This window comes from Arthrobacter sp. NPDC089319 (assembly GCF_040684925.1).
Classification (GTDB): Bacteria; Actinomycetota; Actinomycetes; order Actinomycetales; family Micrococcaceae; genus Crystallibacter.
The window spans coordinates 34,930-59,791 of record NZ_JBFBGZ010000008.1; the positions used below are offsets into that span (position 1 = coordinate 34,930).

Sequence of the window (24,862 nt, forward strand, 5' to 3'; positions counted from 1 at the left end):
GGTGTCAGGCCAGCTCGAGCACCTTGTTGGTCTCGGCGGTGATTTCGGCCAGCAGCGACTGGTTCTCGTTCAGCTTGGCGCCATAGCCGGGGATCATTTCCTTCAGCTTGGGCTCCCAGCCCTTGAACTCCAGCGGGAAGCAGCGTTCCAGCAGGCTGATCATGATCGGGGCGGCGGTGGAAGCGCCGGGGGAGGCACCCAAGAGGGCGGAAATGCTGCCGTCGGCGGAGGCGATCATCTCGGTGCCGAACTGCAGGGCGCCGCCCTTCTTCGGGTCCTTTTTGATGACCTGGACCCGCTGGCCGGCGGTGATCAGTTCCCACGCCTCGCCCGCAACCTCCGGGTGGAAGGCACGCAGGGCCTTGTTCTTGCCCTCGCGGGTCTTGAGCACCTCGGTGACCAGGTACTTGACCAGGCCGAAGTTGTCCTTGGCCACGGCCAGCATGGGGATCAGGTTGGACGGGCGCACGGACAGCGGCAGGTCCAGCAGCGATCCGGTCTTGAGGAACTTCGGCGAGAACCCGCCGTACGGGCCGAAGAGCAGGGAGCGCTTGCCGTTGACGAAGCGGGTGTCCAGGTGCGGCACGGACATGGGCGGGGCGCCCACGGAAGCCTGTCCGTACACCTTGGCATTGTGGGCGGCAATGACGGTCTCGTCCGTGCAGCGCAGGAACTGGCCGGACACCGGAAAGCCGCCGAAGCCCTTGGACTCGGGGATGCCCGAGCGCTGCAGCAGGTGCAGCGCTCCGCCGCCTGCGCCGATGAACACGAAGCGGGCGTTGACCTTGGTCTTTTCCCCGGTGGCGTTGTTCTTGACTTCCAGCGTCCAGCGGCCATCGGTGTTGCGGGAGACGTCCAGTACGCGGTGGCCGTAGTTCAGTTCGACGCCGTTGGCGGTCAGGTAGCCGGCCAGCTTGCGGGAGAGCGAGCCGAAGTCCACATCGGTGCCACCGGTGACGCGGGACGCCGCCACGCGCTGCTGCGGGTCGCGGCCAGCCATGATCAGCGGGGTCCACTCGTTGATGGTGGCGTGGTCTTCGGTGAACTCGATCTGTTCGAACAGCGGTTCGTTCTTCAGCGCCTCATACCGGCGCTTGAGGTAGTTCGCGTGGTCATCGCCCCAGACAAAACTCATGTGCGGCAGCGGGTTGACGAATTCCTTGGGCGAGGAGATGTGGCCCTCGCGGATCATGTGCGACCAGAACTGGCGCGACACATGGAACTTCTCGTTGATGCCCACAGCCTTGCCTGTGGCAACGGATCCATCAGCGGCGGCGGGGGTGTAGTTCAGCTCGCAGAGCGCGGCGTGGCCGGTTCCGGCGTTGTTCCAGGGGTCGGAGGCTTCCATGCCAACCTCGTCCAGGTTCTCGAACAGGCTGATGCTCCAGTCCGGCTGCAGCTGCTTGATGAAGGAGCCGAGGGTGGTGCTCATAATGCCGCCGCCAATCAGCGCGACGTCGACGTTGTTGGATGATCCCGAGGGGGTGTTTGCAGTCAACTTCAATCTCCAATAGCAGCTTTGCCAGCATTCAGAAGCCTAGCGCGATGCCACAGCGAGACTAAAATTTGTTGTCTCCGTTGTGACCCAATAGACAGACGCAGCCGGGGGTGGCGTAGTAATCCAGCGGTAAAACTGCGCGGTAAGCCGCTGCGGCAGCAGCCTCACCTCAGTTTAGGCCGGGCCCAGCTGAATCAGATTGTAGACCTCGTCCAGCAGCGGGCTGGCCGGGTAACTCTCCACCCGGGGCCCCATGGCCAGCGCCGAAATCGGGAACGCCAGCGGCACGGCGGGGACCGCTCGAGCCAGCTGCTCGTTGATGCTGTAATACGCGTCGACGCGGTCTTCGCCCTCCGGCAGGGTCTTGGCACGGGCAATCTTGCTGCGGACCTGCGCGCTGTCGTAGCCGAACTCCAGCGATTTGCTGCCGAACAGCGGACCCACAAAGTTGTCAGGGTCGCGGTAGCTGCCGCTGATGCCGGCCAGATGCAGGGCATGGTCGTCGCCGCCTTGGACCGCCTCCAGATAGCCTTCATCCCACGGAACCGGCATCGGTTTGATATTGATTCCGACGGCGGTGAGCTGCCGGCTCAGTTCCCCGTAAACCTTTTCGGGGGTGGGCAGGTAGGCCCGCGTCACGTCGAGCGGATAGTAAAAAGTGAGGTCAGCGCCGTCGTACCCGGCCTCTGCCAGCAGTTGCCGCGAACGTTCCGGGTTGTACTCGTAATAGGTGATGGTCTCGTTGGTCACGCCCAGGCTGCGCGGGATGAATTGCTTGGCCTCGGTGGTGCCTTGCAGGTAGAAACTGTCGATCAGCGTCTTCCGGTCGATGGCATGGGCGATGGCCTGGCGCATGGTGATGTCTTTCAGCCCGTCGGCAGCCTGGTTCATGCCCAGGTACGCCACCGAGAAGGGGTCGCGCTGGAGGACCTGCATGCCGGCCCGGACCAGGTCCGCATAGGTGGCCGGGGTGACCAGGTCGTAGCCGTCGATCTCCCCGGCCTGCAGCGCCCGCAGCCGGGCGGCCGGGTGCGGCAGCGTCTTGAACACCACGGTGCGCACGGCGCCGGCCGCTCCCCAGTATGCGTCGTAGGCGGAGAGCACCACACGGTCCTGCTCCCAATTGGCGAAGGCGAATGGTCCGGTGCCCACCGGTGCCAGTCCGTAGCGGGAGACCTTGTTGCCGCTGCGTTCCTCGGTCAACCGGTCGGCCCGTCCGGCCTTGAGCGCGGCGGGCGAGGAGATGGCGAAGGCCGGCATGGCCAGCGAAGCCACCAACCCGGTGAACCGGCGCCTGAGGTTCAGTTGGACCTCCAGTTCTCCCACCACCTCGCAGCTTTCGTAGAGCGACTCGGCCTCATCGCTGGCCAGCGCGCCGAAGACCGAACGGAAGGCCAGTCCGCCTTCCACGGGCTGGGCGTCCTCCGGGAGCCGATACCAGCGTTCGAAGTTGGTGCGGACCGCTTCGGCGTTGAACGCGGTGCCGTCGTGGAACGTGACGCCTTCGCGCAGCCGGAAGCGATAGGAGCGGCCGTCCTCCGACTCGGTCCATTCGACGGCCAGCCGCGGCGCCGGCACACCGGTGGCCGGATCCACGCCGATCAGGGTTTCCAGCATCTGCCGGGTCACCCGGTACGACTCGGTGTCCAGTGCCAGCGCGGGGTCCAGCGTCACTGGAGCGGCGGCGATTCCCATCGAAAAGGTGGTGTCCTCGGGCGATGCCGTCGGCGCGGCAGCCGCCGTCGAGGAGGCGGCGGGCCGGCTGGGTTCCGAGGTGCAGCCGGCGAGCAACACAGCCGCTGCCGCTGCGCCGGCCTGCAGCACGGTGCGGCGCGCGGGAAGTGGTGTCACGCTTCGGGCTCCTCGGGGCAGGCTGGGATGATCCTCAAGTCTAAGCGACGCCCGTCCGGCGCCCCGAGCAGCGAAATCCCGATGAGAGATAGGCCACATCCGGCGTGAGATGGGGCAGGATGGACACATGACCGAACATATCGACGACGCCGCGCTGCTCGAAGTCCGGGATCTGGCCGTTTCCTTCCGCACGACCTACGGGGAAGTCGCCGCAGTGGAGGGCGCCTCGCTGCGCTTGGAACAGGGCCAGACGCTGGCGATCGTGGGTGAGTCCGGTTCGGGGAAGTCGACCACGGCCATGTCGCTGATCGGCCTGCTGCCGGGCAACGGCCGGGTGACCGCGGGGAGCATCCGGTTCGACGGCCAGGAGCTGGTGGGGCTGCCGGAGCAGCGGATGCGGGCCATCCGCGGACGCCAGATCGGCCTGGTCCCACAGGATCCGATGTCCAACCTGAACCCGGTCACCAAGATCGGCTCGCAGGTGGCGGAGACGCTGCTGGTGCACGGGATGGCGACCAAGCGTGACGTGGACCGGAAGGTGGTCGAGGTGCTGGAGGCGGCGGGACTGCCCAACGCGAAGGAACGCGCCAAGCAGTACCCGCATGAGTTCTCCGGCGGCATGCGCCAGCGTGCCCTGATCGCCATTGGCCTGGCCTGCCGGCCGCGGCTGCTGATCGCCGATGAGCCGACCTCTGCCCTGGACGTGACCGTGCAGCGCACCATCCTGGACCAGATCGACTCGATGACCGAGGAATTGGGTACGGCCGTGCTGCTGATTACCCACGATTTGGGACTGGCAGCCGAACGCGCCTCCGAACTGGTGGTGATGCACCGGGGCACGGTGGTGGAGGCCGGGCCGGCGCGGCAGCTGCTGGAGGACCCGCAGCACCCGTACACCCAGTCGTTGGTGAAGGCGGCGCCCAGCGTTGCTGCCGTCCGCCTGCTGCCGGGTGCCTATACATCCAGCCCCGAGGCGCGGGCCGACCGCGCCGAAAAGGTGTTTCAAAACCACGAGCAAGACCACGACGCCGAGGCGTTCTCCCACCGGATGGCTCCGGACAACATCGTGGAACTGCGCGACCTGACCAAGGTGTACAAGATCCGCGGCCAGGCCGAAGATTTCTACGCCGCAAGGAACGTCACCCTCGATGTTCCGCGCGGCCAAACCGTCGCGATCGTCGGCGAATCGGGATCCGGCAAGACCACTACGGCACGGATGCTGCTGAAGCTGATCGAACCGACCAGCGGCACCATGTCGTTCGACGGCATGGACGTGGCCACCCTGACCAAGCCGCAGTTGCGGGAGTTCCGGCAGCGGGTGCAGCCGGTGTTCCAGGATCCGTATTCGTCGCTGAACCCGATGTTCACGGTCGAACGGATCGTGGACGAGCCGCTGTCCACCTACAAGCGCGGCAACTCCAGGGAACGCGCCGCCCGGGTCCGCGAACTGATGGACCAGGTGGCCCTGCCGCAGAGCATGCTGCGCCGCTATCCGTCCGAGCTCTCCGGCGGCCAGCGCCAGCGCGTCGCGATTGCCCGGGCGCTGGCGCTGAAGCCGGATTTGATTGTCTGCGACGAGCCGGTGTCCGCCTTGGACGTGCTGGTTCAGGCGCAGATCTTGAAGCTGCTCGGCGACCTTCAGTCGGAGCTGGGGCTGAGCTACCTCTTCATCTCGCATGACCTGGCCGTGGTGCGGCTGATCTCCGACTTCGTCTGCGTGATGAAGGACGGCGAACTCGTGGAGGCGGCCAGTTCGGAGGAAGTCTTCACCAATCCGCGGCACCCCTATACCCGGCGGCTGCTGGCCTCCATCCCGAGCAATGAGCTGGACATCGAGGCGGAGGATCCGGAGATTGCGTCCTAAGCCAGCCGGACCCGGTTCCACTCCGGAGCCTGAGGATCACCGCCCGGAAGGTTTTGGCTTCCGGACCGGGGTGCGGAGCGCTGCCGTCGCCACCGGCTTCGCAGTCTTCGTGCTGGTGATCGGCACCGTGCTGGTGGCCTTCGGCGCCATCATCTTCGCGGGGGAAGGCCAGTGGGGCGCCGTCTGGCTGCTGGTGGTGCTGGAACTGTTCTTTATCGCGGGCTTCGCGGCCATGCTGCACATGGCCCGCCAGCGCCGCCGCGACGGCGGACAGCCGCCGGCCACGCAGACCCGCTGAATTCATTCAGCCGACCGGCGTCGTCCTCGTGGCGGCTACTTGGCCCGGGTCTTCGGATCCAGCGCTTCGCGCAGCGATTCACCCAGCAGGGTGAAGCCCAGCGCCGTGATGGCGATGCAGAGGCCCGGCAAGAAGGCCAGCTGGGGGGCGATGCCGAGTTCGGCCTGGGCGTAGGTGAGCATCCGGCCCCATTCGGCGGTTTGCGGCCTTCCGCCGCCCAGACCCAGGAAGGACAGGGCGGCGGCGTCGATCACGGCGGTGGCCAGCGTCAGCGTGGCCTGCACGATCACCGGGCCCAGGCTGTTGGGCAGTTGGTGGTTGATGATGATGGCGCCTCGGCTGAGGCCCAGCGTTTGCGCGGCCAGCATGTAGTCGGCGCTGCGTTGCGAAATCATTGACGAGCGCAACAGCCGGGCGAAGATCGGCACCTGCGCCACGCCGATGGCGATCATGACCGCGAAGGCCCCTTGGCCCAGGATGGCCGCAATCGACACGGCCAGCAGCAGGTTCGGCACGGAGAGCAGGATGTCCACGCAACGCATGATCGCGTTGTCGATCTTGCCGCCGAAGCCGCCGGCAATGATGCCCAAGAGCATGCCGCCGACCAGTCCAATGGCCGTGGACATGACGCCGATGACCAGCGACGCCCGAGCGCCCCAGATCAGCTTGCTCAACAGATCGCCGCCAAAGCGGTCCAGCCCCAGCGGGAAGCCGTCCACCTCGCCGAAGCCCGGAATGTGGGTGGGCGTGATGTAGGTGCGGCCGGGCAGCTCTTCGCCACCGTAGCGGGCCAGCAGCGGGGCCAGCAGCGCCACCAGCAGGAACAGTCCCACAATGACCGCGCCGGCGATGGCCTGAGGGTTCTTGCGCAGCCGGCGGAAGGCGTCCTTCCAGAGGCTGGTGCCGCCGGTGTCCCGGACAACGGGCGCCGGTGCGGCGACGTCGGTATCGCCGCCGGGCTGGGGAGGAAGAGTAGTGCTCATCAGACACGCACCCTCGGGTCGATGACGCTATAGGAAACGTCCACCAGCAAATTGATCAGCGAATAGATCAAGGCAATGAAAATAATGAACCCCTGCAGTACCGGATAGTCCAGGTTGAAGATGGCGTCGCGCAGGAACCTGCCGATCCCGCTGAAGGCGAAGACCGTTTCTGTCAGCACCGCACCGGAGACCAGCAGCCCCAATTGCAGCCCAATCGTGGTGGTCACCGGCAGCATGGCATTGCGCAGCACAAAGCGGTTGCGGATGGTTTTCTCTTGCAGCCCCTTGGCTCTGGCCGTGCGGACGTAGTCCGCATTCTGGACCTCCAGCACGGAGGCCCTGGTAATGCGGACAATGATGGCCAGCGGAATGGTGCCCAGCGCGATGCCTGGCAAAACCAGGTGCATGAACGCGTCCCATGCCGCGTCCCATTCGCGGGTGAGGATGCCGTCCAACACGTAGAAGTCAGTCACGTGCGTTGCGTCGATGCGCGGATTCTGCCGCCCGTCGGTGGGGAACCAGGGCAGCTTGATGGCGAACATCCATTTGAGGATGAAGGCGAGGAAGAAAACCGGAACGGTGATGCCGATCAGCGACAGGACCACCGAGGAGTGGTCCGGCCATCTCCCGTAGTTCTTCGCTGCCTGGTACCCCAGCGGAATCCCGATTCCGACGGCGAAGATCAACGCCACGATGGTCAGTTCGAGCGTTGCCGGGAAGCGGGTGCCGAATTCTTCAAGCACCGGCCGGCCGGTCAGGATCGAGGTGCCGAAATCGCCTTGGAGCAGCTTGCCCATATAGACGAAGTACTGTTCGATCAGCGGCCGGTCGAAGCCGTAAAGCTCGTTAATCCGGGCCACGGCATCGGGAGTGGCCCGGTCGCCCAACAATGCGGTGGCCGGGCCGCCGGGCAGGCTGCGCACCCAGAGGAAGAGCAGCAGCGAGAGCCCGATGAGCGTCGGGATGAGCAACGCGATGCGTTTGCCAATAACTCTGAGCACAGTGTCCTTCCGGTGCCCGGGGGAGGCACCTCGTCCTGTTGCTGTGGGGTGGAAACGCCGGGACCCGCACTAGGCGGGCCCCGGCGGCGGGACTTACTCGGTCAGTTTGATCGTGTTGAAGACCTCGTCATTGACCGGGCTGGCCGGGTAGGACTCCACCCGGGGCGCGAAGGCGAGTGACGGGGCCGGGTGCGCCAGCGGAATGGCCGGGACGTACTCGGCGATGTCCGCGTTGATCTCCTCGTACAGCGGCGTCTGCTCTTCCACCTTGCTGGTGCCGCGGGCCTCGGCCAGCTTGTCGAACAGTTCCTTGTTCTCGAACCCGAACTCCGGCTTCTCCTGTCCGAAGAACACGCCGACGAAGTTATCGGTGTCGTTGTAGTCGCCGGTCCAGCCCAGCAGGTGGATGCCGTGGTCGTCGCTGGCCTGGACCTTGTCCAGGTAGTCCGGCGCCCACTTGTCCGGCTGTGCCTTGATGGTGATGCCCACTTCCTCCAGCTGGGCGCTCACGTTGGTGAACACCTGCTCCGGCGTCGGCATGTACGGCCGCGAGACGCCCGTCGGGTAGTTGAACTGGAGCTCCAGTCCGTCCGCGTAGCCGGCCTCGGCCAGCAGTTCCTTGGCCTTCGCCGGGTCATAGGGGTAGGTGGTGACGTCCTCGTTGTAGCCGTTGACCATGTCCGGCACAAACTGCGAGGCAACCTTGGTTCCCTCGGGCAGCGTCTGCTTGACCAGCGCGTCCTTGTCGATCGCGTAGGAGATTGCCTGGCGGACCTTGAGGTCGGAGAGCGCCTTCACCTTCTGGTTGAGGCCCAGGTAGAGGATGGTGAACGGATCGCGCGGAACAATTTTGAAGCCGGCGTCCGCCAGCGCCTGGGTGTCGGCCGGGGCCACCAGATCATAACCGTCGATCTGTCCGGCTTCCAGGGCCTGACGCCGGGCGTTCGGGTCGTCGATGATCCGGAAGATGATCTTGTCGATCTGTCCGCGGTCGCCCCAGTAACCGTCGAAGTAGGAGAGCTCCAGCGACTGGCCGGCCTCCCAGCTGTCGAACTTGAACGGTCCGGTGCCCACCGGATGTCCCTCGGCGTATTCGCTCAGTACCGGAGCCTCGGCCGAGCCGCCCACCTCATCGGCCTTGAACTCTTCCATCGCGGCGGGGCTCTGCATGGCGAAGGCGGGCAGCGACAGCGCCGCGATGAACCCGGCGAACGGCTTGGCCAGCTTGACGGTCACTTCCGTGTCGCTGGCGGCTTCGCAGGAGTCGTAGACGGCGGTTTCGGGGGAGTCGGAGTAGCCCTTGAAGAGCGAGCCATAGTAGTAGCTGACCGCCTGGGACTGCTGGACGCCGGTGAAGTTGTACCAGCGGTCGAAGTTAAAGCACACCGCATCGGCGTTGAAAGCGGTGTCGTCGTGGAACTTCACGCCTTCCTTCAGCTGGAAGGTGTAGGACAGCCCGTCGTCGGACGCTTCCCAGGACTCGGCCAGCAGCGGTGCGGGATCGGCCGTGCCGGGCTCCACGCCCACCAGGCCCTCGAAGATCTGGCGGCTCACGCGAAACGATTCGCCGTCGCTCGCGTACGCCGGATCCAGCGATTTCGGATCGGAGGATGCGGCGAAGACAAACGTCGAGTTGACCCCGCCCTCGCTTTCGGCGTCCGTTCCGCCACCGCGCTCGCTTGCGGCACAGCCGGACAGGAAGAGTGCGCCGGCGGCCAGACCGGCTATAGCGGCTGCGGTGCGCCGGCCTCGGCGCGGGCCACCTGAAGTGGTGCCAGTGAATGACATGGACTGCTCCTCGTGGACGTGAGGTGGGGCGCCGACCGTGTGTGCGGCGACCGGCGGAGCCGCGCTATGGCACGGCTCCGCTTGATGAGAGCTTAGTCACAGGAAAGATCGAAAGCATCGGTTTCACGTTCTGGCGCGGGACAAAAGCATCACAATTTGGTGACAGCGACCCATGCAGCACGACGGCGGTGCGCGTCTTCCGCCGGCAGGTGCCGGCGCGGGCGGGCACCGGAGGGGCAACGGCGTTAAACCGAAGAGCCCCGCAGCGTCTGGGCTGCAGGGCTCTTGGAAGGTGGTGCGCAAGGCGGGACTTGAACCCGCACGTCCGAAGACACTGGAACCTAAATCCAGCGCGTCTACCAATTCCGCCACTCGCGCATCTGCTCCGGGCCTGACTCCGGCCGATCTGGAACAGCCATTAGTCTACCGGCATCCAGCCGGGCCTTCGGGCGCCCTGCCGTCTAGAAGCGGGCCTAGTTGTCCAGGCCGAGGTCGCGGCGCAATTTGGCCACGTGTCCGGTAGCGCGCACGTTGTACTGTGCCAGCGCCACCTTGCCCGCGGGATCCACCACGATCGTGGAACGGATCAGGCCCTCGTAGACCTTGCCGTAGTTCTTCTTTTCTCCCCAGGCGGCGTAGGCCTCGGCCACGGCATGGTCTTCATCGGAGAGCAAGGGGAAATTCAGTTGCTCGTTGTCCGCGAACTTCACCAGCTTGGGAAGCGGGTCGGGCGAGACACCCAGCACTGCGTAACCGGCGCTCTTTAAGGACTCGAGGCTGTCGCGGAAATCGCAGGCTTCCTTCGTGCAGCCCGGTGTGGATGCGGCCGGATAGAAGTAGACCACAACGTTTTGGCCACGATAGTCCGCCAGCGAGACATTGTTGCCCGCCGAGTCCTGAAGCGTGAATTCCGGGGCGATGTCGCCGGTAGACAGTCGTTCGGCCATAGGGCAGCTCCTTAGCAATTCGGGTTCCAGCACCAGCATAGCCAAGTCGGCCCTCGGCCTGCCCGGGCATCGTACGTATACTTGTGGGCATGCCGGATTTGAAAAATTGGCCGATGCCACGGTTGCTCTCCACCGCCGCGCGGTTGGTGGAGCATGAGTGGAACGACAAACTGGCCGGCCTCGGACTAACCCATGCCGGTGTGATCGCCCTTGAGGTGCTGGCAGCCGACGGCGAAATGACCCAGGCGCAATTGGCGAACCGGGTGCGCGTTCAGGCTCAGACCATGGGTAAGACGCTGGGCCGGCTCGAAGTGCACGGGCACATCGTCCGGGCACGCAGCGAGGTGGACCGGCGGCGGCAGATCGTACAGATCAGCGACGAGGGGCATCTGGCACTCAAGCAGGCCGCCGAGCTCGAGCGCCTGCTCAGCAGTGGCAACGGCGACCAGATGGAAGAGCTCAAGGAACGCTTGACCGTCATCATCCGCAGGCTGGGCAACACCCGTTTTGGCATCGGCGCAGGCGAACCCATCGACGTCGTCGAACTTGAGAAGTTCGAGGACGGCGACTAATCCGCCGCATAACCTTCGGCTTGGTTGTTCACCAGCGCCGGCTCTGGCTTTACCAGCGGGACACCGACGCCCTCAGGTAGGTCCGGAACCCGGCTAGATCCGCCACTACGTCGGCGGCAGATTCCCCGCCGTGCGTGAGGCCTGCAGATTGCCCGGCATAAACGGGAGCCTGGGCCACATCCGCATCACGGCGTGCGGCCTCGACCGTCTCCGTGATCGAGGGCGATGCAGCTACCTCGCCCTGCAGCGATTCAATGTCGTCGGCCCAACGCTCGCTGAAACGGTTGCGTAACGCGCGGCCGCCGAACTCGGCGGGCCACGCCAGATGCTGGGCAATGTCGAACGCGCGGGTGTAGACCGTGTCATCCGTGCCCGCGCTGGCGATGGCTTCCTTGACCTTGGCGGGGCTGATGGATTCGGTGCAGGCCGCGAACCGGGTGCCGATCCACGCCCCCTGCGCGCCGGCCGCCAGCACAGCCGCCACCCCGCGCGCCGTGGCGATCCCGCCCGCGGCCAGTACGGGCTTGTCCGTCTGGTCCAGGGCCAGTTGCAGCAGCGGCAGGGTAGCCACTTCATTGCGGCCGTGCCCGCCGCCTTCGCTGCCGCGGACCACGACGACGTCAATGTCCCCTTCCAGCGCACGCCGAAGATCCGCTGCGTTCCCCACCTGCATGGCCACCAGCGAACCGGCGTCGCGGGCCAGCGTCGCGGCCGCACCGGGATCGCCGAAGCTGACACAGACCAGATCCGGACGGTGTTCCAGCACCACGCGCAGTGGCTCCAACGACTCCTCCAGTACCCACGCCATTAGCCCCGCACCCCACGGCTTGCCCGAAGCGGCTGCCAAGGCCAGCTCGCGCTCCAGCCAGTCGGAGGCCACGCCGCCGCCGATGCCCACCATGCCCAGTCCACCGGCCGATGAAACCGCCGCAGCCAAGCGGCCGCCGGCGGCCCCTGCCATCGGGGCATTGAGCAGGGGTTGGGCCAGGCCTAGGCGGCCGCAAAAATCATCCGAGGCTGGGGAAAGGCTCATGCTTTCGGATTCACGTCCACGCCAACCGTTCCGGATGTGAGCTCCGGTTCCGGGATGTCCTCGATCCTGATGTCCCTCTGATCGTAGTAGCGGGCAGCTTTCATGACGGACTCCTCCAACGCACGGACCTTCATCCTAGTGACGATGGGCAGCTTATTGAATGGCGTTCGTCCTACCGCGAGAGCGAGGGGCAACTTTGACTGGGCGGCCTCCGGACAAAAAGAAACCCCGTCCGACTCAGCGTTTCGCTTTGTCGGACGGGGTTTGTCCGTGCACCCCCCGGGACTCGAACCCGGAACCCATTGATTAAGAGTCAATTGCTCTGCCAGTTGAGCTAGAGGTGCATCTGTCTGTGAAGGTTTCAGCAGCGGTTTCCCTCTGTTTTTTCCCTCGCAACGACATGTAACTCTAGCAGGACATTTCCGCGAAAGTGAAATCGAGCGGGCCTTTGTAGCCTACTTCACAGGAACGGACAGCATCCGGTCGTTTCCGGTGCCGTTGGTCAGCACCCAGAGCCCCCCGTCCGGAGCGGCCGCAACGTCGCGCAGTCGGCCGTAGGCGCCCTCATGAAGCGCTTCGGGCTCGCCGGCGTCTGTGCCGTCCAACTCCACCTTCCACAGCCGCTGGCCACGCAGCGCCGCGATCCACGCCGTGCCGTCCACCAGGGCCATGCCGCTGGGGGAAGCGTCCGCAGTGGACGGCCAGACCACCTTGGCGTCGATGAAGCGATCGTCGCCCGGGGCGCCGGTCACCTCCGGCCAGCCGTAGTTGCCGCCGGCCTCGATCAGGTTCAGTTCGTCGTCCCGGTCCGGACCGAACTCGGTGGCCCACAGCCGGCCGTCCTCATCCCATCCCAGTCCCTGCACGTTGCGGTGGCCGTAGCTGTACACCGGGCTGTCGCCGAACGGGTTGCCGGGCGCGGGGTCTCCCTCGGGAGTGACACGAAGGATCTTGCCGCCGAGCGAGGAACGATCCTGGGACCGGGAGGACACGGCGGCGTCTCCGGTGGCAATGTAAAGGTAGCCGTCAGGGCCAAACTTGATTCTGCCTCCGTTGTGGTTCCCGGCTTTGGGAATTCCCGTCACAACCTCCCGCCCGTCGCTTAGCTGGCCGTCTTTCCAGCGGTAGCTGACCACGCGGTTGTCCTCGGGGGAGGTGAGGTAGACGTAAAGCCGCGCATCGGCGTCGAAGTCCGGGCTGGGCTCCAGTCCCAGTAAACCTCCCTCGCCGGTGGTTTCCAGCGGCGACTCCACGGGCACGGCGCTCACGGTTTCGCCGTCCACCACGTGCTTGATCAGGCCGGTGTCGTTCTCGGAGATGAGGGCGCTGCCGTCGGGCAGCACCGCGATGGACCACGGCTCGTCCAGTCCCGAAGCGGCCGTGCCCACCTCCGGGGCGGACGCTGCGCCGCCGTCGGTGTTCGGCGCTCCATTGACGCCGCCGGTGCACCCGGCCAGGACGGTGGCCAGCACCACCGCCAGCCCAAGCCCGGCGTATCGCGGCCGCTCGGCGCTGTCTTTTCTATCGGCGTCCACGCGTCATCCCCTTCGCCGGTCCGGCCCATCTCCGTTCTCAGCCGCGACGGACGGTTCGATGACCGCTTCGCCCGCATAGCCGAGCCATTCGGTTTCATCGTAGAGCGGTTCGGCCGTAGCCGGCGCCTGCTCGGCCACCGCGTCCTCGACCTCGGCCGGCGGCGGTTCCTCCGCCCCGGCACCCTGCGCGGTGATAGCGCCGCTGGCGCCCGGCGAGTCGGGCATCGTCTCTTCCACCATCATGTCTTCGTCAGCAGCCGCGCCGCCGACCTCTTCCTCATACATGGCGTCGGCGACGTGTTCCTGACGATTGCCCGAGTCCCCGAGCGGACGGTCGGCGTCCGTGTCGCGTGCCTGCCGCTCCCGGTCACGGGCTGGGCCTGTGGGGCCCGCCGGTGAACTGTGCGACGGCGGTGCCTGGCTCGGCTGGGCGGTCGCGGCCGTCGCTGCGGCCAACTGCTCGGCTGCGGGGAGTTCAGGCTCTCCAGCGGACCCTCGATCAGCCGCCGACTGGCTGCCCGCCACGGGATTCTGGCTGTCGGCATCGGAAGCGCCGCGCGGGGGATTGGTCGCGTGGGCTAGGGCCCCGGCCTCAGTGGAACTGGAGTTGCGGGAGAACAGCCACCACAGCAGGGCGGCAACGATCATGACGACGACGATCCCGATGACCCATATCCAGTCCACGGACTTCACCTTCCAGTTGATGGTTATGGTGCAACTGGTTTCGACGTTACGTGCGGGGGAGAGCGGTGTCCATAGAGCCGGCAGTGCGGTCTGGAGGGCTGGTCCGGGCCGAGTCCTGCCCGGAAAACCAGGCCCCGAGCGCCACAACTTACGCGCGGGGAACGGCGGGGCTACGCCCGGAAGATCAGCTCCGCCATGAAGCTGTGGAAGTCTGGCTGGTCCTCGGACTGGTCGATGATGCGCTCCTCGCCGGGCAGTTTGCCTTCGGCCTGCACGCCGAAGCGGAACGTCTTGCCGGTGCTGGTGCCGACTTCGTACTCGCCGCCACCCAGCTGGACGGCGTGGGACAGGTTGGTCATGTTGATGGCCACGGGAATTCCGTCGGCCGTCAGGCCGGTGCCGTCGAACGGGGCGATGACCAGTTCCTGCGGCCGCCAACGGTAGCCAATCACGTAGCAGTGCCCGGTGCCGTCGCCCGGTGCCTCCTGCAGGTTGTCTTGGCGGGTGCTGCCGAAGACCAGGTTGTAGTCGCCGTAGTTGGGAATCTGGGAGTCAAAGATGGCGCTGAGCGCGTCTTTGAGTTCGTCGCTGGTGGGCATAGTGGCCTTCGGATCTGCGGGAATGGCTGGTCGGGGGCGCCTGCGGCCGCGGAAGCGAACATTGCTCCCGGCCAGCCTAGGGGGCCGGACCCACAAAAAAGCGCCTGGCCCTTGTGGTGCCCGGCGCTCGGTTGCGGTGCTGGAAAGGTCAGACGGCGTCGACTGCTTTCACCGGCATGGCCGCGTGATCGGTCTCCCACCCGTGGCTGCGAGGGACCGGCCCCAGGTCACGGCGAACAACGACGGCGAGGCGCGCCAGGACGGCGGCCATCCCCACTACGATCATGGCTGTTGAGACTGTCATGCCACTATTCTCAACTGCGCGGACCGTCAAGTTCAATCTAACGTTACTAAGCACACTATGTAGGATCGCTTTATGGACATCAAGCGGCTCCAGATTCTGCGGGAACTCGGCGACCGGGGGTCGGTCGTTGCGACGGCGGCTGCGATGAAGGTCACAGCTTCGGCGGTGTCCCAGCAGCTCAAGGTGCTGCAGGAGGAAGTCGGCGTCACGCTGGTGGAAAAAGCCGGCAGGGGAGTGCGCCTGACCGAAGCCGGACTGGCGATGGCGGCGGCTGCCTCGGACGTGTCAGCCGCGATGGAGCGGGCGCAGGCCACCGTGGACGGCTACCGCAGCGGCTGGCAGAATCAGATCCGCGCCGCGTTTTTTCCCAGCGCGGCGGAGATGTTCCTGCCAGGCTTGATGTACCGGCTGCAGGAAATCGAGGGGCTGCACTTCGAGCCCTGCATGGAGGACCCCTCCGTGGACGGCTTCTTGCGGCTGGCGGCCGACTATGACCTGGTGCTGGCGCACAGCCAGCAGGGCGTGGAGGCTTTTGCCCGGAGCGGCATCACCGTGCTGCCCCTGCTGGATGAGCCGCTGGACGTGGCGATGCCCGCCGGGCATCCGTTGGCCGCATTTGACGCCCTCAAGCCCGAGGACGTGGTGGCCTATCCGTGGATCGGCGTGCCCCCGGGTTTTCCCTTTGAACAGGTGTTGCGGCAGATCGAAGCACGCACCGGCCGGCTGGCCAAGCGGACTACGCGCTACGCGGATCTGCGCGTCATGGAGGCCATGGTCGCGGCCGGACACGGGCTGGCCATCGTGCCGCGGTTCACCTCCCGCAAGGCGCAGACGGCCCGCGGCTTCGTGATGCGGCCGCTGGAGGGAATCCGCGCCAGCCGAAGCATTGTGGTGTTAGCCCGTAGCGATGTGGCCGAACGCAGCAGCGTGCACCGGGTCATCGGCATGCTGCAGCAGGAAGCCGCGGCGATTGCCAGCCAGCAGGGCTGAAGGTGCGGACCAGATGGAGGCGCCTGTCCTTGGGGTGCTCTTGGCAGCCGGCGCCGGGCGGCGGTTGGGCCGCGGACCAAAAGCGCTGCTGGCCGGGTCCGACGGCGTGCCGCTGGTCCGGAAGATCGCGGACGTGCTCCGGCACGGAGGCTGCGCCAGCGTGGCGGTGGTCCTGGGCGCCGGCGCGGCCGAGGTGCAAAGGGCCACGGATCTGGCCGGCTGCGCGGTTCTGGTCAACGAGCAGTGGAGTGAAGGCATGGCCGGTTCATTCCGACTCGGCGTGCAGCACGCGCAGCCGGAGCAAGCGGTGCTCGTGGCGCTGGTGGACCAGCCCGGCCTCGGCCCGGAACTGGTGGCCCGCCTGATTCACGCGGGGACCCCGGGCCGGATCACCGCCGCAGGCTATTCCGGCCCGGACGGAAAGCTGCGCCGCGGGCATCCGGTGCTTTTCGCGCCCGGCTTGGCGGCCCAGGCAGCAGAGCAGGCGACGGGCGACGCCGGTGCGCGGCCCTTCTTGTCGGCGCACCCCGAGCTGGTGGACCTAGTGGACTGCTCGGATCTGACCGACGGCGGCGACATCGATACGCCGTCGGAGCTCGGCCGGCTCGGCTAGCGTCTGGTGCGGCCGGATCTCGGTGCGGCCGCAAGCGGCCTTACTCGATCACCGAGGGAGGGCGGGCAGCCAGCGGCCTTACTTGATCACCGGGAGAGAAACCCGCGGGCCGCGTTACTCGATCACGGGGGTGCGGCGAAACGCGGCAGCTTTTCGTCAGGGCGGGGTAAATCGGTGAGGGCACCATCCATGGCCCCTGCCCTCAACGATTTACCCTGCCCTCGCCTCTGGGGCCGCGGGTCAAATTCGGGGTAAGCGGCGCTACTCGATCACCGGCGGGTCAGTACTCCACTTTGTCCGGCAAGCGGTCCCAGAGCCGGAACGGTGCCAGGTAGTCGGTCGTTTCGTAGCCGTCGCGGACCACCGGCATGAGCTGCTTATCGCCCTCGGGGCCGAAGTAGTCGTAGAACAAGGCATCGTCAAAGCCGGAGCTGGCGGCGTCGTCGCGGTCCGCGGCATAAACAACCCGTTCGATCCGCGCCCACAGCGCGGCGGCCAGGCACATGGGACATGGCTCGCAGCTGGAATACAGCACCGCACCGGACAGGTTGAACCCGGTCTCCGCGGCGGCACGGCGGATCGCCACCACCTCCGCATGCGCCGTCGGATCGTTCGTGGCGGTCACGCGGTTGACCCCGTCGAAGACCTGTCCGTCCCGCGTGACCACCGTGGCGCCGAAGGGGCCGCCGGACTTGCCGACGTTCTCCACGGCGATTTCAACGGCGCGGGCCAAGTACTCGTTGCTTCCGGCATTCATGGGCGCAGACTAACAGGCCAGCGTGGCCAACACCACAGATAGTGGCACGGCGAGGGTGCCTCGGCCGCGGCGGTGGGGCACCGCCGTCGTAATATGCCCTGAACACTGCGGCGCGGGTCATAGAATCAAACCCATGAGCGCGGACGTAACCCCTGATATCAAGCCCCGTAGCCGGGTAGTCACCGATGGCATCCACGCCGCTCCGGCGCGCGGAATGTTCCGAGCAGTGGGAATGGGGGACGACGACTTTGCCAAGCCGCAGATCGGCGTCGCCAGTTCCTGGAACGAGATCACCCCCTGCAACCTTTCCCTGAACCGACTGGCCCAGGGCGCCAAGGAAGGCGTGCACGCCGGCGGCGGCTTCCCGATGCAGTTCGGCACCATCTCCGTCTCCGACGGCATTTCGATGGGCCACGAAGGCATGCACTTCTCGCTAGTCTCCCGCGAGGTCATCGCGGACTCGGTCGAAACCGTCATGCAGGCGGAGCGGATCGACGGTTCGGTGCTGCTGGCAGGCTGCGACAAGTCGCTGCCCGGCATGCTGATGGCTGCGGCCCGGCTGGATCTGGCTTCCGTCTTCCTCTACGCCGGTTCCATCATGCCCGGCTGGGTCAAGCTTGAGGACGGCTCCGAAAAGGAAGTCACCCTCATCGACGCGTTCGAAGCCGTCGGGGCGTGCGCTGCCGGCAAGATGAGCATGGAAGACCTCACCCGCATCGAAAAGGCGATCTGTCCCGGCGAAGGTGCCTGTGGCGGCATGTACACCGCCAATACCATGGCGTGCATCGGCGAGGCGCTGGGTATGTCCCTGCCCGGCTCGGCCGCGCCGCCCTCCGCCGATCGCCGGCGTGATGAATTTGCCCGCAAGTCCGGCGAGGCGGTGGTGAACCTGCTCCGTAAGGGCATTACGGCCCGCGACATCATGACCAAGAAGGCGTTCGAGAACGCGATCGCCGTCACCATGGCCTTCGGCGGCTCCACCAATGCCGTGCTGCACCTGCTGGCGATCGCCCGCGAAGCGGAGGTAGACCTGACGCTTGAGGACTTCAACCGGATCGGCGACAAGATCCCGCACCTGGGTGACCTCAAGCCGTTCGGCCGCTACGTCATGACCGACGTGGACAAGATCGGCGGCGTGCCGGTCATCATGAAGGCGCTGCTCGACGCCGGCCTGCTGCACGGCGACTGCCTGACCGTCACCGGCAAGACCGTCGCCGAAAACCTCGAGGCGATCAACCCGCCGGATGTCGACGGCAAGATCCTGCGCGCGCTGGACAACCCGATCCACAAGACCGGCGGCATCACCATCCTGCACGGCTCCATGGCCCCGGAGGGCGCCGTGGTCAAGAGCGCCGGCTTCGACGCCGACGTTTTCGAAGGCACCGCCCGCGTGTTCGAACGCGAGCAGGGTGCGCTGGACGCGCTGGATAACGGCCAGATCAAGGCCGGTGACGTGGTGGTGATCCGCTACGAAGGCCCCAAGGGCGGTCCGGGCATGCGCGAAATGCTGGCCATCACCGGTGCGATCAAGGGTGCCGGGCTGGGCAAGGACGTGCTGCTGCTCACCGACGGCCGGTTCTCCGGCGGCACCACCGGCCTCTGCATCGGCCATGTGGCGCCGGAAGCGGTCGACGGCGGTCCGATCGCCTTTGTGCGCGACGGCGACCGGATCCGCGTGGACATCGCGGCCCGCAGCTTCGACCTGCTGGTGGACGAGGACGAGCTGGAAACCCGCAGGGTGGGCTGGGAGCCGCTGGCACCCAAGTTCACCACCGGAGTGCTGGCCAAGTACGCCAAGCTGGTCAAGTCCGCCTCCACCGGCGCGTACTGCGGCTAAATCGCGCAAGTTCAGCGGCAGTACGGCATCCCAAAGAGGGCCGTACTGCCGCAGAACCACGACGGCGGGTGCGCGCCCAGCGCGGGCCGCGCACCGCCGTCGTACTCAGGGGGAGTCCATGTTTTGGACGCAATTGCCCAAATAATGAGACGCTGATGTCTCAGGTTGACACTGGTATCCGCGTGGCAGAAACTGAAGCCATGCAAAGCGTATCCGTGGTCGTCCTTATCAAGCGCGTGGCGTAACGCCCGTCTGGTTCGACCACGTCACGCGCTAAACCCCATCGGAGCCAACCGGCTCGACGGGGTTTTTTTATTTGCAGAAGAGCACAGGGCCTTCTTCCGCTCGCGGAGGACGGCAAGCACATCGCCAGAACGTAAGATCCGCAAAGGAAAATCCGATGACTAAGGGATCGCCAATCAGCCCCTCGCTGATGGCCAACAAGGCGCCGGCCGTGGCCGACGCCGCCAAAACCAAAGATGTAGCTGCCTCTGTCTCTTCCGTCGTGGACGGACTCAGCCCGGTAGTCGGGCCGAACAACATCGTGCCGCCCACGGAAATGACCGGCTCACAAGCCGTTGTCCGTTCGCTGGAAGAACTGGGCGTCGATGACGTCTTCGGGTTGCCAGGCGGGGCCATCCTCCCCACCTACGACCCGCTCATGGATTCGGCCAAGATCAACCACATCTTGGTCCGTCATGAACAGGGTGCAGGCCACGCCGCACAGGGATATGCCATGGTCACCGGCCGCGCCGGCGTCTGCATTGCCACCTCCGGCCCGGGGGCCACCAACCTGGTCACCGCCATTGCCGACGCGCACATGGATTCGGTGCCGATGGTGGCGATCACCGGGCAGGTGTCCTCGGCCGTGATCGGCTCGGACGCGTTCCAGGAAGCGGACATCGTCGGCATCACCATGCCGGTCACCAAGCACTCCTACCTGGTCACCAAGGCGCAGGAGATTCCGCGCGTGCTGGCCGAAGCGTTCCACATTGCCACCACCGGCCGCCCCGGCCCGGTGCTGGTGGACATCGCCAAGGACGCCCAGCAGTCCATGATGACCTTCTCCTGGCCGCCGAAGATCGACCTCCCCGGCTACCGCACAGTGGTGCGCGGGCACTCCAAGCAGGTCCGCGAGGCGGCCAAACTGATCGCCGCGGCCGAGCGCCCGGTGTTCTATGTGGGCGGCGGCGTCATCAAGGCCCACGCCTCGCAGGAGCTGCGTGAACTGGCCGAGCTGGTGGGTGCCCCGGTGGCCACTACGCTGATGGCCCGCGGCGTGTTCCCGGATTCGCATCCGCAGCATGTGGGCATGCCCGGCATGCACGGCTCCGTCTCCGCGGTGACCGCGCTGCAGCAGGCCGACCTGCTGATCACTCTGGGCGCCCGCTTCGACGACCGTGTCACCGGCGTGCTGAGCACCTTCGCCCCGGGCGCCAAGGTGATCCACGCGGACATCGACCCGGCGGAAATCTCCAAGAACCGCCCCGCCGATGTGCCGATCGTTGGCTCCGTCAAGGAGATCATCCCGGAGCTGGCCGACGCCTGCCGCGAGCGGTTCGCCGCCGAAGGCACGCCGGACCTCTCCGCCTGGTGGGCCATGCTGGAACGGCTCCGCGAAACCTACCCGCTGGGCTTCGCCGAACCGGACGACGGCCTGGTGGCCCCGCAGCAGGTGATCCAGCGGATCGGCGAGCTGACCGGACCGGAAGCCGTCTACGTTGCCGGCGTGGGCCAGCACCAGATGTGGAGCGCCCAGTTCATCAGGTACGAACGCCCGCACGCCTGGCTGAACTCGGGCGGCCTGGGCACCATGGGCTATTCGGTGCCGGCCGCGATGGGCGCCAAGGTGGGCAACCCGGACCGGGTGGTCTGGGCGATCGACGGCGACGGCTGCTTCCAAATGACCAACCAGGAACTGGCCACCTGCCGGCTGAACAACATCCCCATCAAGGTGGCGGTGATTAACAATTCCTCGCTGGGCATGGTCCGCCAGTGGCAGACCCTGTTCTACGACGGCCGGTATTCCAATACCGACCTGAACACCGGCCACGACACCGTGCGCGTGCCGGACTTCGTCAAGATGGCCGACGCCTACGACTGCGTGGGCCTGCGCTGCGAACGAGTGGAGGACATCGACGCCACCATCCAACAGGCGCTGGCGATCAACGACCGTCCGGTGGTGATCGACTTCGTGGTCAGCCCCAACGCGATGGTGTGGCCGATGGTCCCCTCCGGCGTGAGCAACGACCTCATCCAGATTGCCCGCGACATGACCCCCGAGTGGGAAGAGGAGGACTAGGCATGGCCCGCCATACCCTTTCAGTGCTGGTGGAGGACGTCCCGGGTGTGCTCACCCGCGTCGCCAGCCTCTTCGCCCGCCGCGCGTTCAACATCCATTCTCTGGCCGTCGGCCCCACGGAAGCAGACGGGTTCTCCCGCATCACCGTGGTGGTCGAGGCCGAGGGTGACCTGCTGGAGCAGGTCACCAAACAGCTGAACAAGCTCGTTAACGTCATCAAGATCGTCGAGCTGGTTCCCGAAACTTCCGTGCAACGCGACCACATCCTGGTCAAGGTCCGCGCGGATGCCGCAACACGGCTGCAGGTAACCCAGGCAGCAGATCTGTTCCGTGCCTCCGTGGTCGACGTGTCTACCGACTCGTTGGTTGTGGAGGCCACCGGCACCGCCGATAAGCTCGAGGCCCTGCTTGCAGTGCTGGAGCCGTTTGGCATCCGCGAAATAGTCCAATCCGGAACGCTGGCCATTGGCCGCGGCTCCCGCTCCATGAGCGACCGCGCCCTGCGTTCCGCCTGATTCCTTTCCACGAAACCCCCAACAGGAGAAACCCAAAGTGACTGAGCTGTATTACGACGACGACGCCGACCTCTCGATCATCCAGGGCCGCAAGGTCGCTGTCATCGGTTACGGCAGCCAGGGCCATGCCCACGCCCTGAGCCTGCGCGATTCCGGCGTGGACGTCCGCGTTGGCCTGGCCGAGGGCTCCAAGTCCCGTGCCAAGGCCGAGGCCGAGGGCCTCAAGGTCCTCTCCGTGGCAGACGCTGCCGCCGAGGCCGATGTGATCATGATCCTCACCCCGGACCAGGTCCAGGCCAAGGTCTACGCCGACTCCATCGCGGACAAGCTCGAAGAGGGCAACGCCCTGTTCTTCGGCCACGGCTTCAACATCCGCTTCGGCTTCATCCAGCCGCCGGCCAACGTCGACGTCGCCCTGGTTGCGCCGAAGGGCCCGGGCCACATCGTGCGCCGCGAGTTCGAAGCCGGCCGCGGCGTGCCGGACCTGATCGCCATCGAGCAGGACTTCACCGGCGGCGCCAAGGCGCTGGCACTGTCCTACGCCAAGGGCATCGGCGGCACCCGCGCCGGCGTCATCGAGACCACCTTCACCGAAGAGACCGAGACCGATCTGTTCGGCGAGCAGGCAGTGCTCTGCGGCGGCGCCTCGCAGCTGGTGCAGTACGGTTTCGAGACCCTGACCGAAGCCGGCTACAAGCCGGAGATCGCCTACTTCGAGGTGCTGCACGAGCTGAAGCTGATCGTTGACCTGATGGTCGAGGGCGGCATCGCCAAGCAGCGCTGGTCGGTCTCCGACACCGCTGAGTTCGGCGACTACGTCTCCGGTCCCCGCGTGATCACCCCGGAGGTGAAGGAAAACATGAAGGCCGTCCTGGCCGACATCCAGAACGGTTCCTTCGCCAAGCGCTTCATGGACGACCAGGCCAACGGCGCCAAGGAATTCCTGGAACTGCGCCAGAAGGGTGAGGACCACCCGATCGAGGCCACCGGCCGCGAGCTGCGCAAGCTGTTCTCCTGGATCAAGTCCGACGACGACTACACCGAGGGCGTCGCAGCCCGCTAGTCCGTGCCACGGCCGGCGCCCGCTGAGGGCGCCGGCCGTCACTTTTTTGCCTTCCCGGCGGGCCCGGCGGGAGGCGCCGGGCCCGCCGGCACCGGTAACAACTGGGGGACCGGGCGGTAGCCGTTCTAGACTGGACCCACCCCATCTATACGCACGGCCATCACCATGCATGCAGCGAAGGAACAACCCCTGTGGAAAAACCAGTAGTTCTCCTTGCCGAGGAACTCTCCCCAGCTACCATCGAAGCCCTCGGGCCTGACTTCGAGATCCGCCAGACCGACGGAGCCGACAGGTCCCAGCTGCTGGCCGCGATTGCCGACGTCGACGCCATCCTGGTCCGCTCCGCCACCAAGGTGGACGCCGAGGCCATCGCCGCGGCCAAGAACCTGAAGATCATCGCCCGCGCCGGCGTGGGCCTGGACAACGTGGACATCAAGGCCGCCACCCAGGCCGGTGTCATGGTCGTGAACGCACCGACTTCCAACATCATCTCCGCCGCGGAACTGACCGTCGGCCACATTCTGGGCCTGGCCCGGAACATCCCGGCCGCCAACGCCTCGCTGAAGGGCGGCGAATGGAAGCGCTCCAAGTACACCGGCACCGAGCTCTACGAGAAGAAGATCGGCATCATCGGCCTGGGCCGCATTGGTGCCCTGATCGCCGCCCGCATGCAGGCTTTCGAGACGCAGATCCTGGCCTATGACCCGTACGTGACCAGCGCCCGCGCCGCCCAGCTGGGGGTGCAGCTGGTCAGCCTGGACGAGCTGCTGGAACAGTCGGACTTCATCACCATCCACATGCCGAAGACCCCGGAGACGCTGGGCATGATCGGCGCCGACGCCTTCGAGAAGATGAAGGACACCGCGTACGTGGTCAACGTGGCCCGCGGCGGCCTGATTGACGAATCGGACCTGTACGACGCGCTGAAGGGTGGCAAGATCGCCGGCGCCGCCATCGACGTCTTCGTCAAGGAGCCCAGCACCGACCTGCCGTTCTTCGAGCTGGACAACGTGGTGGTCACCCCGCACCTGGGCGCCTCCACCGCTGAAGCCCAGGAAAAGGCCGGCATCTCCGTAGCCAAGTCGGTGCGCCTGGCGCTGGCCGGCGAGCTGGTGCCCGACGCCGTGAACGTGGCCGGCGGAGTGATCGCCCCGGACGTCCGCCCGGGCATCCCGCTGATCGAAAAGCTCGGCCGCATCTTCACCGCGCTGACCCACGATTCGGTGACCCAGATCGACGTCGAGGTCGCCGGAGAAATCGCCGAGCTGGACGTCAAGGCGCTGGAACTGGCCGCGCTCAAGGGCGTGTTCAAGGATGTCGTCTCGGAGTCGGTCTCGTATGTCAATGCCCCGGTGCTGGCCGAACAGCGCGGCATCAACACCCGCCTGATCACCACCATCGAGTCCGAAGAGTACCGCAACGTGCTCACCATCCGCGGCGCCCTGTCGGACGGCTCGCAGATCTCCGTCTCCGGAACGCTGACCGGACCCAAGCAGATCCAAAAGATCGTGGCCATCAACGGCTACGAGGTGGAAATGCCGATCAGCGAGCACGTCATCGTGTTCCTCTACGAGGACCGTCCTGGCGTCATCGGCACGCTCGGCCGGCTGCTGGGCGAGCAGGACGTCAACATCGCCGGCATGCAGGTTGCCCGCAATGAGGACAGCAAGCAGGCATTGGCCGTGCTGACCGTGGACAGCGCCCTGCCGCAGGACCTGCTGGACCAGCTCACCGTTGAAATCGGCGCTGTCGTGGCTCGCGAAGTGGACCTGCAGGACTAGCGTTTCCCGCTCAGTAAAGCCCGCCCGGTCCGCGCTGCATGTGCAGG

Annotated in this window: 22 protein-coding genes and 2 tRNA genes; 10 read left to right on the forward strand and 14 right to left on the reverse strand. The window is 66.2% G+C overall.

Translation table 11 applies throughout. The annotated features are described in order from the left end of the window. Positions 1-4: 4 nt before the first annotated feature. Together AB0N75_RS12785 and AB0N75_RS12790 are read right to left on the reverse strand one after the other, a co-directional pair. The gene (locus AB0N75_RS12785; protein ID WP_364650277.1) at positions 5-1,498 is read right to left on the reverse strand and encodes a malate:quinone oxidoreductase; all 1,494 of its coding nucleotides are present in this window, start codon (positions 1,496-1,498) and stop codon (positions 5-7) included. Positions 1,499-1,672: 174 nt separating this feature from the next. Further along, a complete protein-coding gene (locus AB0N75_RS12790; RefSeq protein ID WP_364650280.1) occupies positions 1,673-3,349 on the reverse strand; it encodes an ABC transporter substrate-binding protein in 1,677 nt (558 codons plus the stop codon). 127 nt (positions 3,350-3,476) lie between these two features. On the opposite strand from AB0N75_RS12790, the gene AB0N75_RS12795 reads away from it, so the two are divergent. Then, positions 3,477-5,213 (forward strand): ABC transporter ATP-binding protein, encoded by a 1,737-nt coding sequence (locus tag AB0N75_RS12795; RefSeq protein ID WP_364650283.1) that lies wholly within the window; start codon positions 3,477-3,479, stop codon positions 5,211-5,213. Beyond that, the gene (locus tag AB0N75_RS12800) at positions 5,203-5,511 is read left to right on the forward strand and encodes a hypothetical protein (protein WP_364650286.1); all 309 of its coding nucleotides are present in this window, start codon (positions 5,203-5,205) and stop codon (positions 5,509-5,511) included. Before AB0N75_RS12795 ends, AB0N75_RS12800 begins: the two co-directional genes overlap by 11 nt. Positions 5,512-5,546: 35 nt before the next feature. Here AB0N75_RS12800 and AB0N75_RS12805 read toward each other — a convergent pair whose 3' ends face one another. From AB0N75_RS12805 to bcp, 5 genes are all read right to left on the reverse strand, one after another. Further along, positions 5,547-6,494, reverse strand: coding sequence for an ABC transporter permease (locus tag AB0N75_RS12805; RefSeq protein ID WP_364650289.1), 948 nt, complete (start codon positions 6,492-6,494; stop codon positions 5,547-5,549). Next, on the reverse strand, positions 6,494-7,495 hold the full coding sequence (locus AB0N75_RS12810; RefSeq protein WP_127511529.1) for an ABC transporter permease: 1,002 nt from the start codon (positions 7,493-7,495) through the stop codon (positions 6,494-6,496). The genes AB0N75_RS12805 and AB0N75_RS12810 overlap by 1 nt, the downstream gene beginning before the upstream one ends. A gap of 93 nt (positions 7,496-7,588) precedes the next feature. After that, a complete protein-coding gene (locus tag AB0N75_RS12815; protein WP_364650293.1) occupies positions 7,589-9,283 on the reverse strand; it encodes an ABC transporter substrate-binding protein in 1,695 nt (564 codons plus the stop codon). 293 nt (positions 9,284-9,576) lie between these two features. Next, positions 9,577-9,661 (reverse strand) — tRNA-Leu (locus AB0N75_RS12820). A 95-nt stretch (positions 9,662-9,756) separates the two neighbouring features. After that, positions 9,757-10,230, reverse strand: a complete 474-nt coding sequence (bcp, locus tag AB0N75_RS12825) for a thioredoxin-dependent thiol peroxidase (RefSeq protein ID WP_364650296.1) — start codon at positions 10,228-10,230, stop codon at positions 9,757-9,759. Between the two features lie 89 nt (positions 10,231-10,319). On the opposite strand from bcp, the gene AB0N75_RS12830 reads away from it, so the two are divergent. After that, entirely contained in the window at positions 10,320-10,802 is a 483-nt protein-coding gene (locus AB0N75_RS12830) for a MarR family transcriptional regulator (RefSeq protein WP_364650299.1), read from the forward strand. Between the two features lie 49 nt (positions 10,803-10,851). On the opposite strand, the gene AB0N75_RS12835 is transcribed toward AB0N75_RS12830, so the two are convergent. The 6 genes from AB0N75_RS12835 to AB0N75_RS12860 form a co-directional block, all read right to left on the reverse strand. Then, positions 10,852-11,835 (reverse strand): nitronate monooxygenase, encoded by a 984-nt coding sequence (locus tag AB0N75_RS12835; protein WP_364650301.1) that lies wholly within the window; start codon positions 11,833-11,835, stop codon positions 10,852-10,854. Between the two features lie 271 nt (positions 11,836-12,106). Further along, positions 12,107-12,179 (reverse strand) — tRNA-Lys (locus AB0N75_RS12840). 111 nt (positions 12,180-12,290) lie between these two features. Continuing rightward, on the reverse strand, positions 12,291-13,370 hold the full coding sequence (locus tag AB0N75_RS12845; protein WP_364650304.1) for a PQQ-dependent sugar dehydrogenase: 1,080 nt from the start codon (positions 13,368-13,370) through the stop codon (positions 12,291-12,293). Between the two features lie 3 nt (positions 13,371-13,373). Further along, positions 13,374-14,054 carry a hypothetical protein gene (locus AB0N75_RS12850; RefSeq protein ID WP_364650307.1) on the reverse strand — a complete coding sequence of 227 codons (681 nt, stop codon included), beginning with the start codon at positions 14,052-14,054 and terminating at the stop codon, positions 13,374-13,376. Between the two features lie 170 nt (positions 14,055-14,224). Next, positions 14,225-14,653 carry a hypothetical protein gene (locus tag AB0N75_RS12855; RefSeq protein WP_364650310.1) on the reverse strand — a complete coding sequence of 143 codons (429 nt, stop codon included), beginning with the start codon at positions 14,651-14,653 and terminating at the stop codon, positions 14,225-14,227. 148 nt (positions 14,654-14,801) lie between these two features. Next, entirely contained in the window at positions 14,802-14,957 is a 156-nt protein-coding gene (locus tag AB0N75_RS12860; RefSeq protein WP_364650313.1) for a hypothetical protein, read from the reverse strand. Between the two features lie 72 nt (positions 14,958-15,029). Here AB0N75_RS12860 and AB0N75_RS12865 point away from each other — a divergent pair, with 72 nt between their 5' ends. Both AB0N75_RS12865 and AB0N75_RS12870 read left to right on the forward strand, forming a co-directional pair. Next, positions 15,030-15,947 carry a LysR family transcriptional regulator gene (locus AB0N75_RS12865; RefSeq protein WP_364650316.1) on the forward strand — a complete coding sequence of 306 codons (918 nt, stop codon included), beginning with the start codon at positions 15,030-15,032 and terminating at the stop codon, positions 15,945-15,947. Positions 15,948-15,960: 13 nt separating this feature from the next. Further along, complete coding sequence (locus AB0N75_RS12870; RefSeq protein ID WP_364650319.1) at positions 15,961-16,560, forward strand: nucleotidyltransferase family protein; 600 nt, start codon at positions 15,961-15,963, stop codon at positions 16,558-16,560. A 280-nt stretch (positions 16,561-16,840) separates the two neighbouring features. On the opposite strand, the gene AB0N75_RS12875 is transcribed toward AB0N75_RS12870, so the two are convergent. Further along, a complete protein-coding gene (locus AB0N75_RS12875; protein WP_364650322.1) occupies positions 16,841-17,317 on the reverse strand; it encodes a nucleoside deaminase in 477 nt (158 codons plus the stop codon). Positions 17,318-17,450: 133 nt separating this feature from the next. On the opposite strand from AB0N75_RS12875, the gene ilvD reads away from it, so the two are divergent. From ilvD to serA, 5 genes are all read left to right on the forward strand, one after another. Further along, positions 17,451-19,154, forward strand: a complete 1,704-nt coding sequence (gene ilvD, locus AB0N75_RS12880; RefSeq protein WP_364650325.1) for a dihydroxy-acid dehydratase — start codon at positions 17,451-17,453, stop codon at positions 19,152-19,154. A gap of 400 nt (positions 19,155-19,554) precedes the next feature. Continuing rightward, positions 19,555-21,456 carry an acetolactate synthase large subunit gene (locus AB0N75_RS12885; RefSeq protein WP_364650328.1) on the forward strand — a complete coding sequence of 634 codons (1,902 nt, stop codon included), beginning with the start codon at positions 19,555-19,557 and terminating at the stop codon, positions 21,454-21,456. A 2-nt stretch (positions 21,457-21,458) separates the two neighbouring features. After that, on the forward strand, positions 21,459-21,971 hold the full coding sequence (gene ilvN, locus AB0N75_RS12890; protein WP_136786644.1) for an acetolactate synthase small subunit: 513 nt from the start codon (positions 21,459-21,461) through the stop codon (positions 21,969-21,971). A 37-nt stretch (positions 21,972-22,008) separates the two neighbouring features. After that, positions 22,009-23,034: a ketol-acid reductoisomerase gene (ilvC, locus tag AB0N75_RS12895; RefSeq protein ID WP_127511544.1), complete on the forward strand. Its 1,026-nt coding sequence runs from the start codon at positions 22,009-22,011 to the stop codon at positions 23,032-23,034. A 191-nt stretch (positions 23,035-23,225) separates the two neighbouring features. Next, complete coding sequence (gene serA / locus AB0N75_RS12900; RefSeq protein ID WP_364650332.1) at positions 23,226-24,815, forward strand: phosphoglycerate dehydrogenase; 1,590 nt, start codon at positions 23,226-23,228, stop codon at positions 24,813-24,815. The last annotated feature ends 47 nt before the right edge of the window (positions 24,816-24,862 follow it).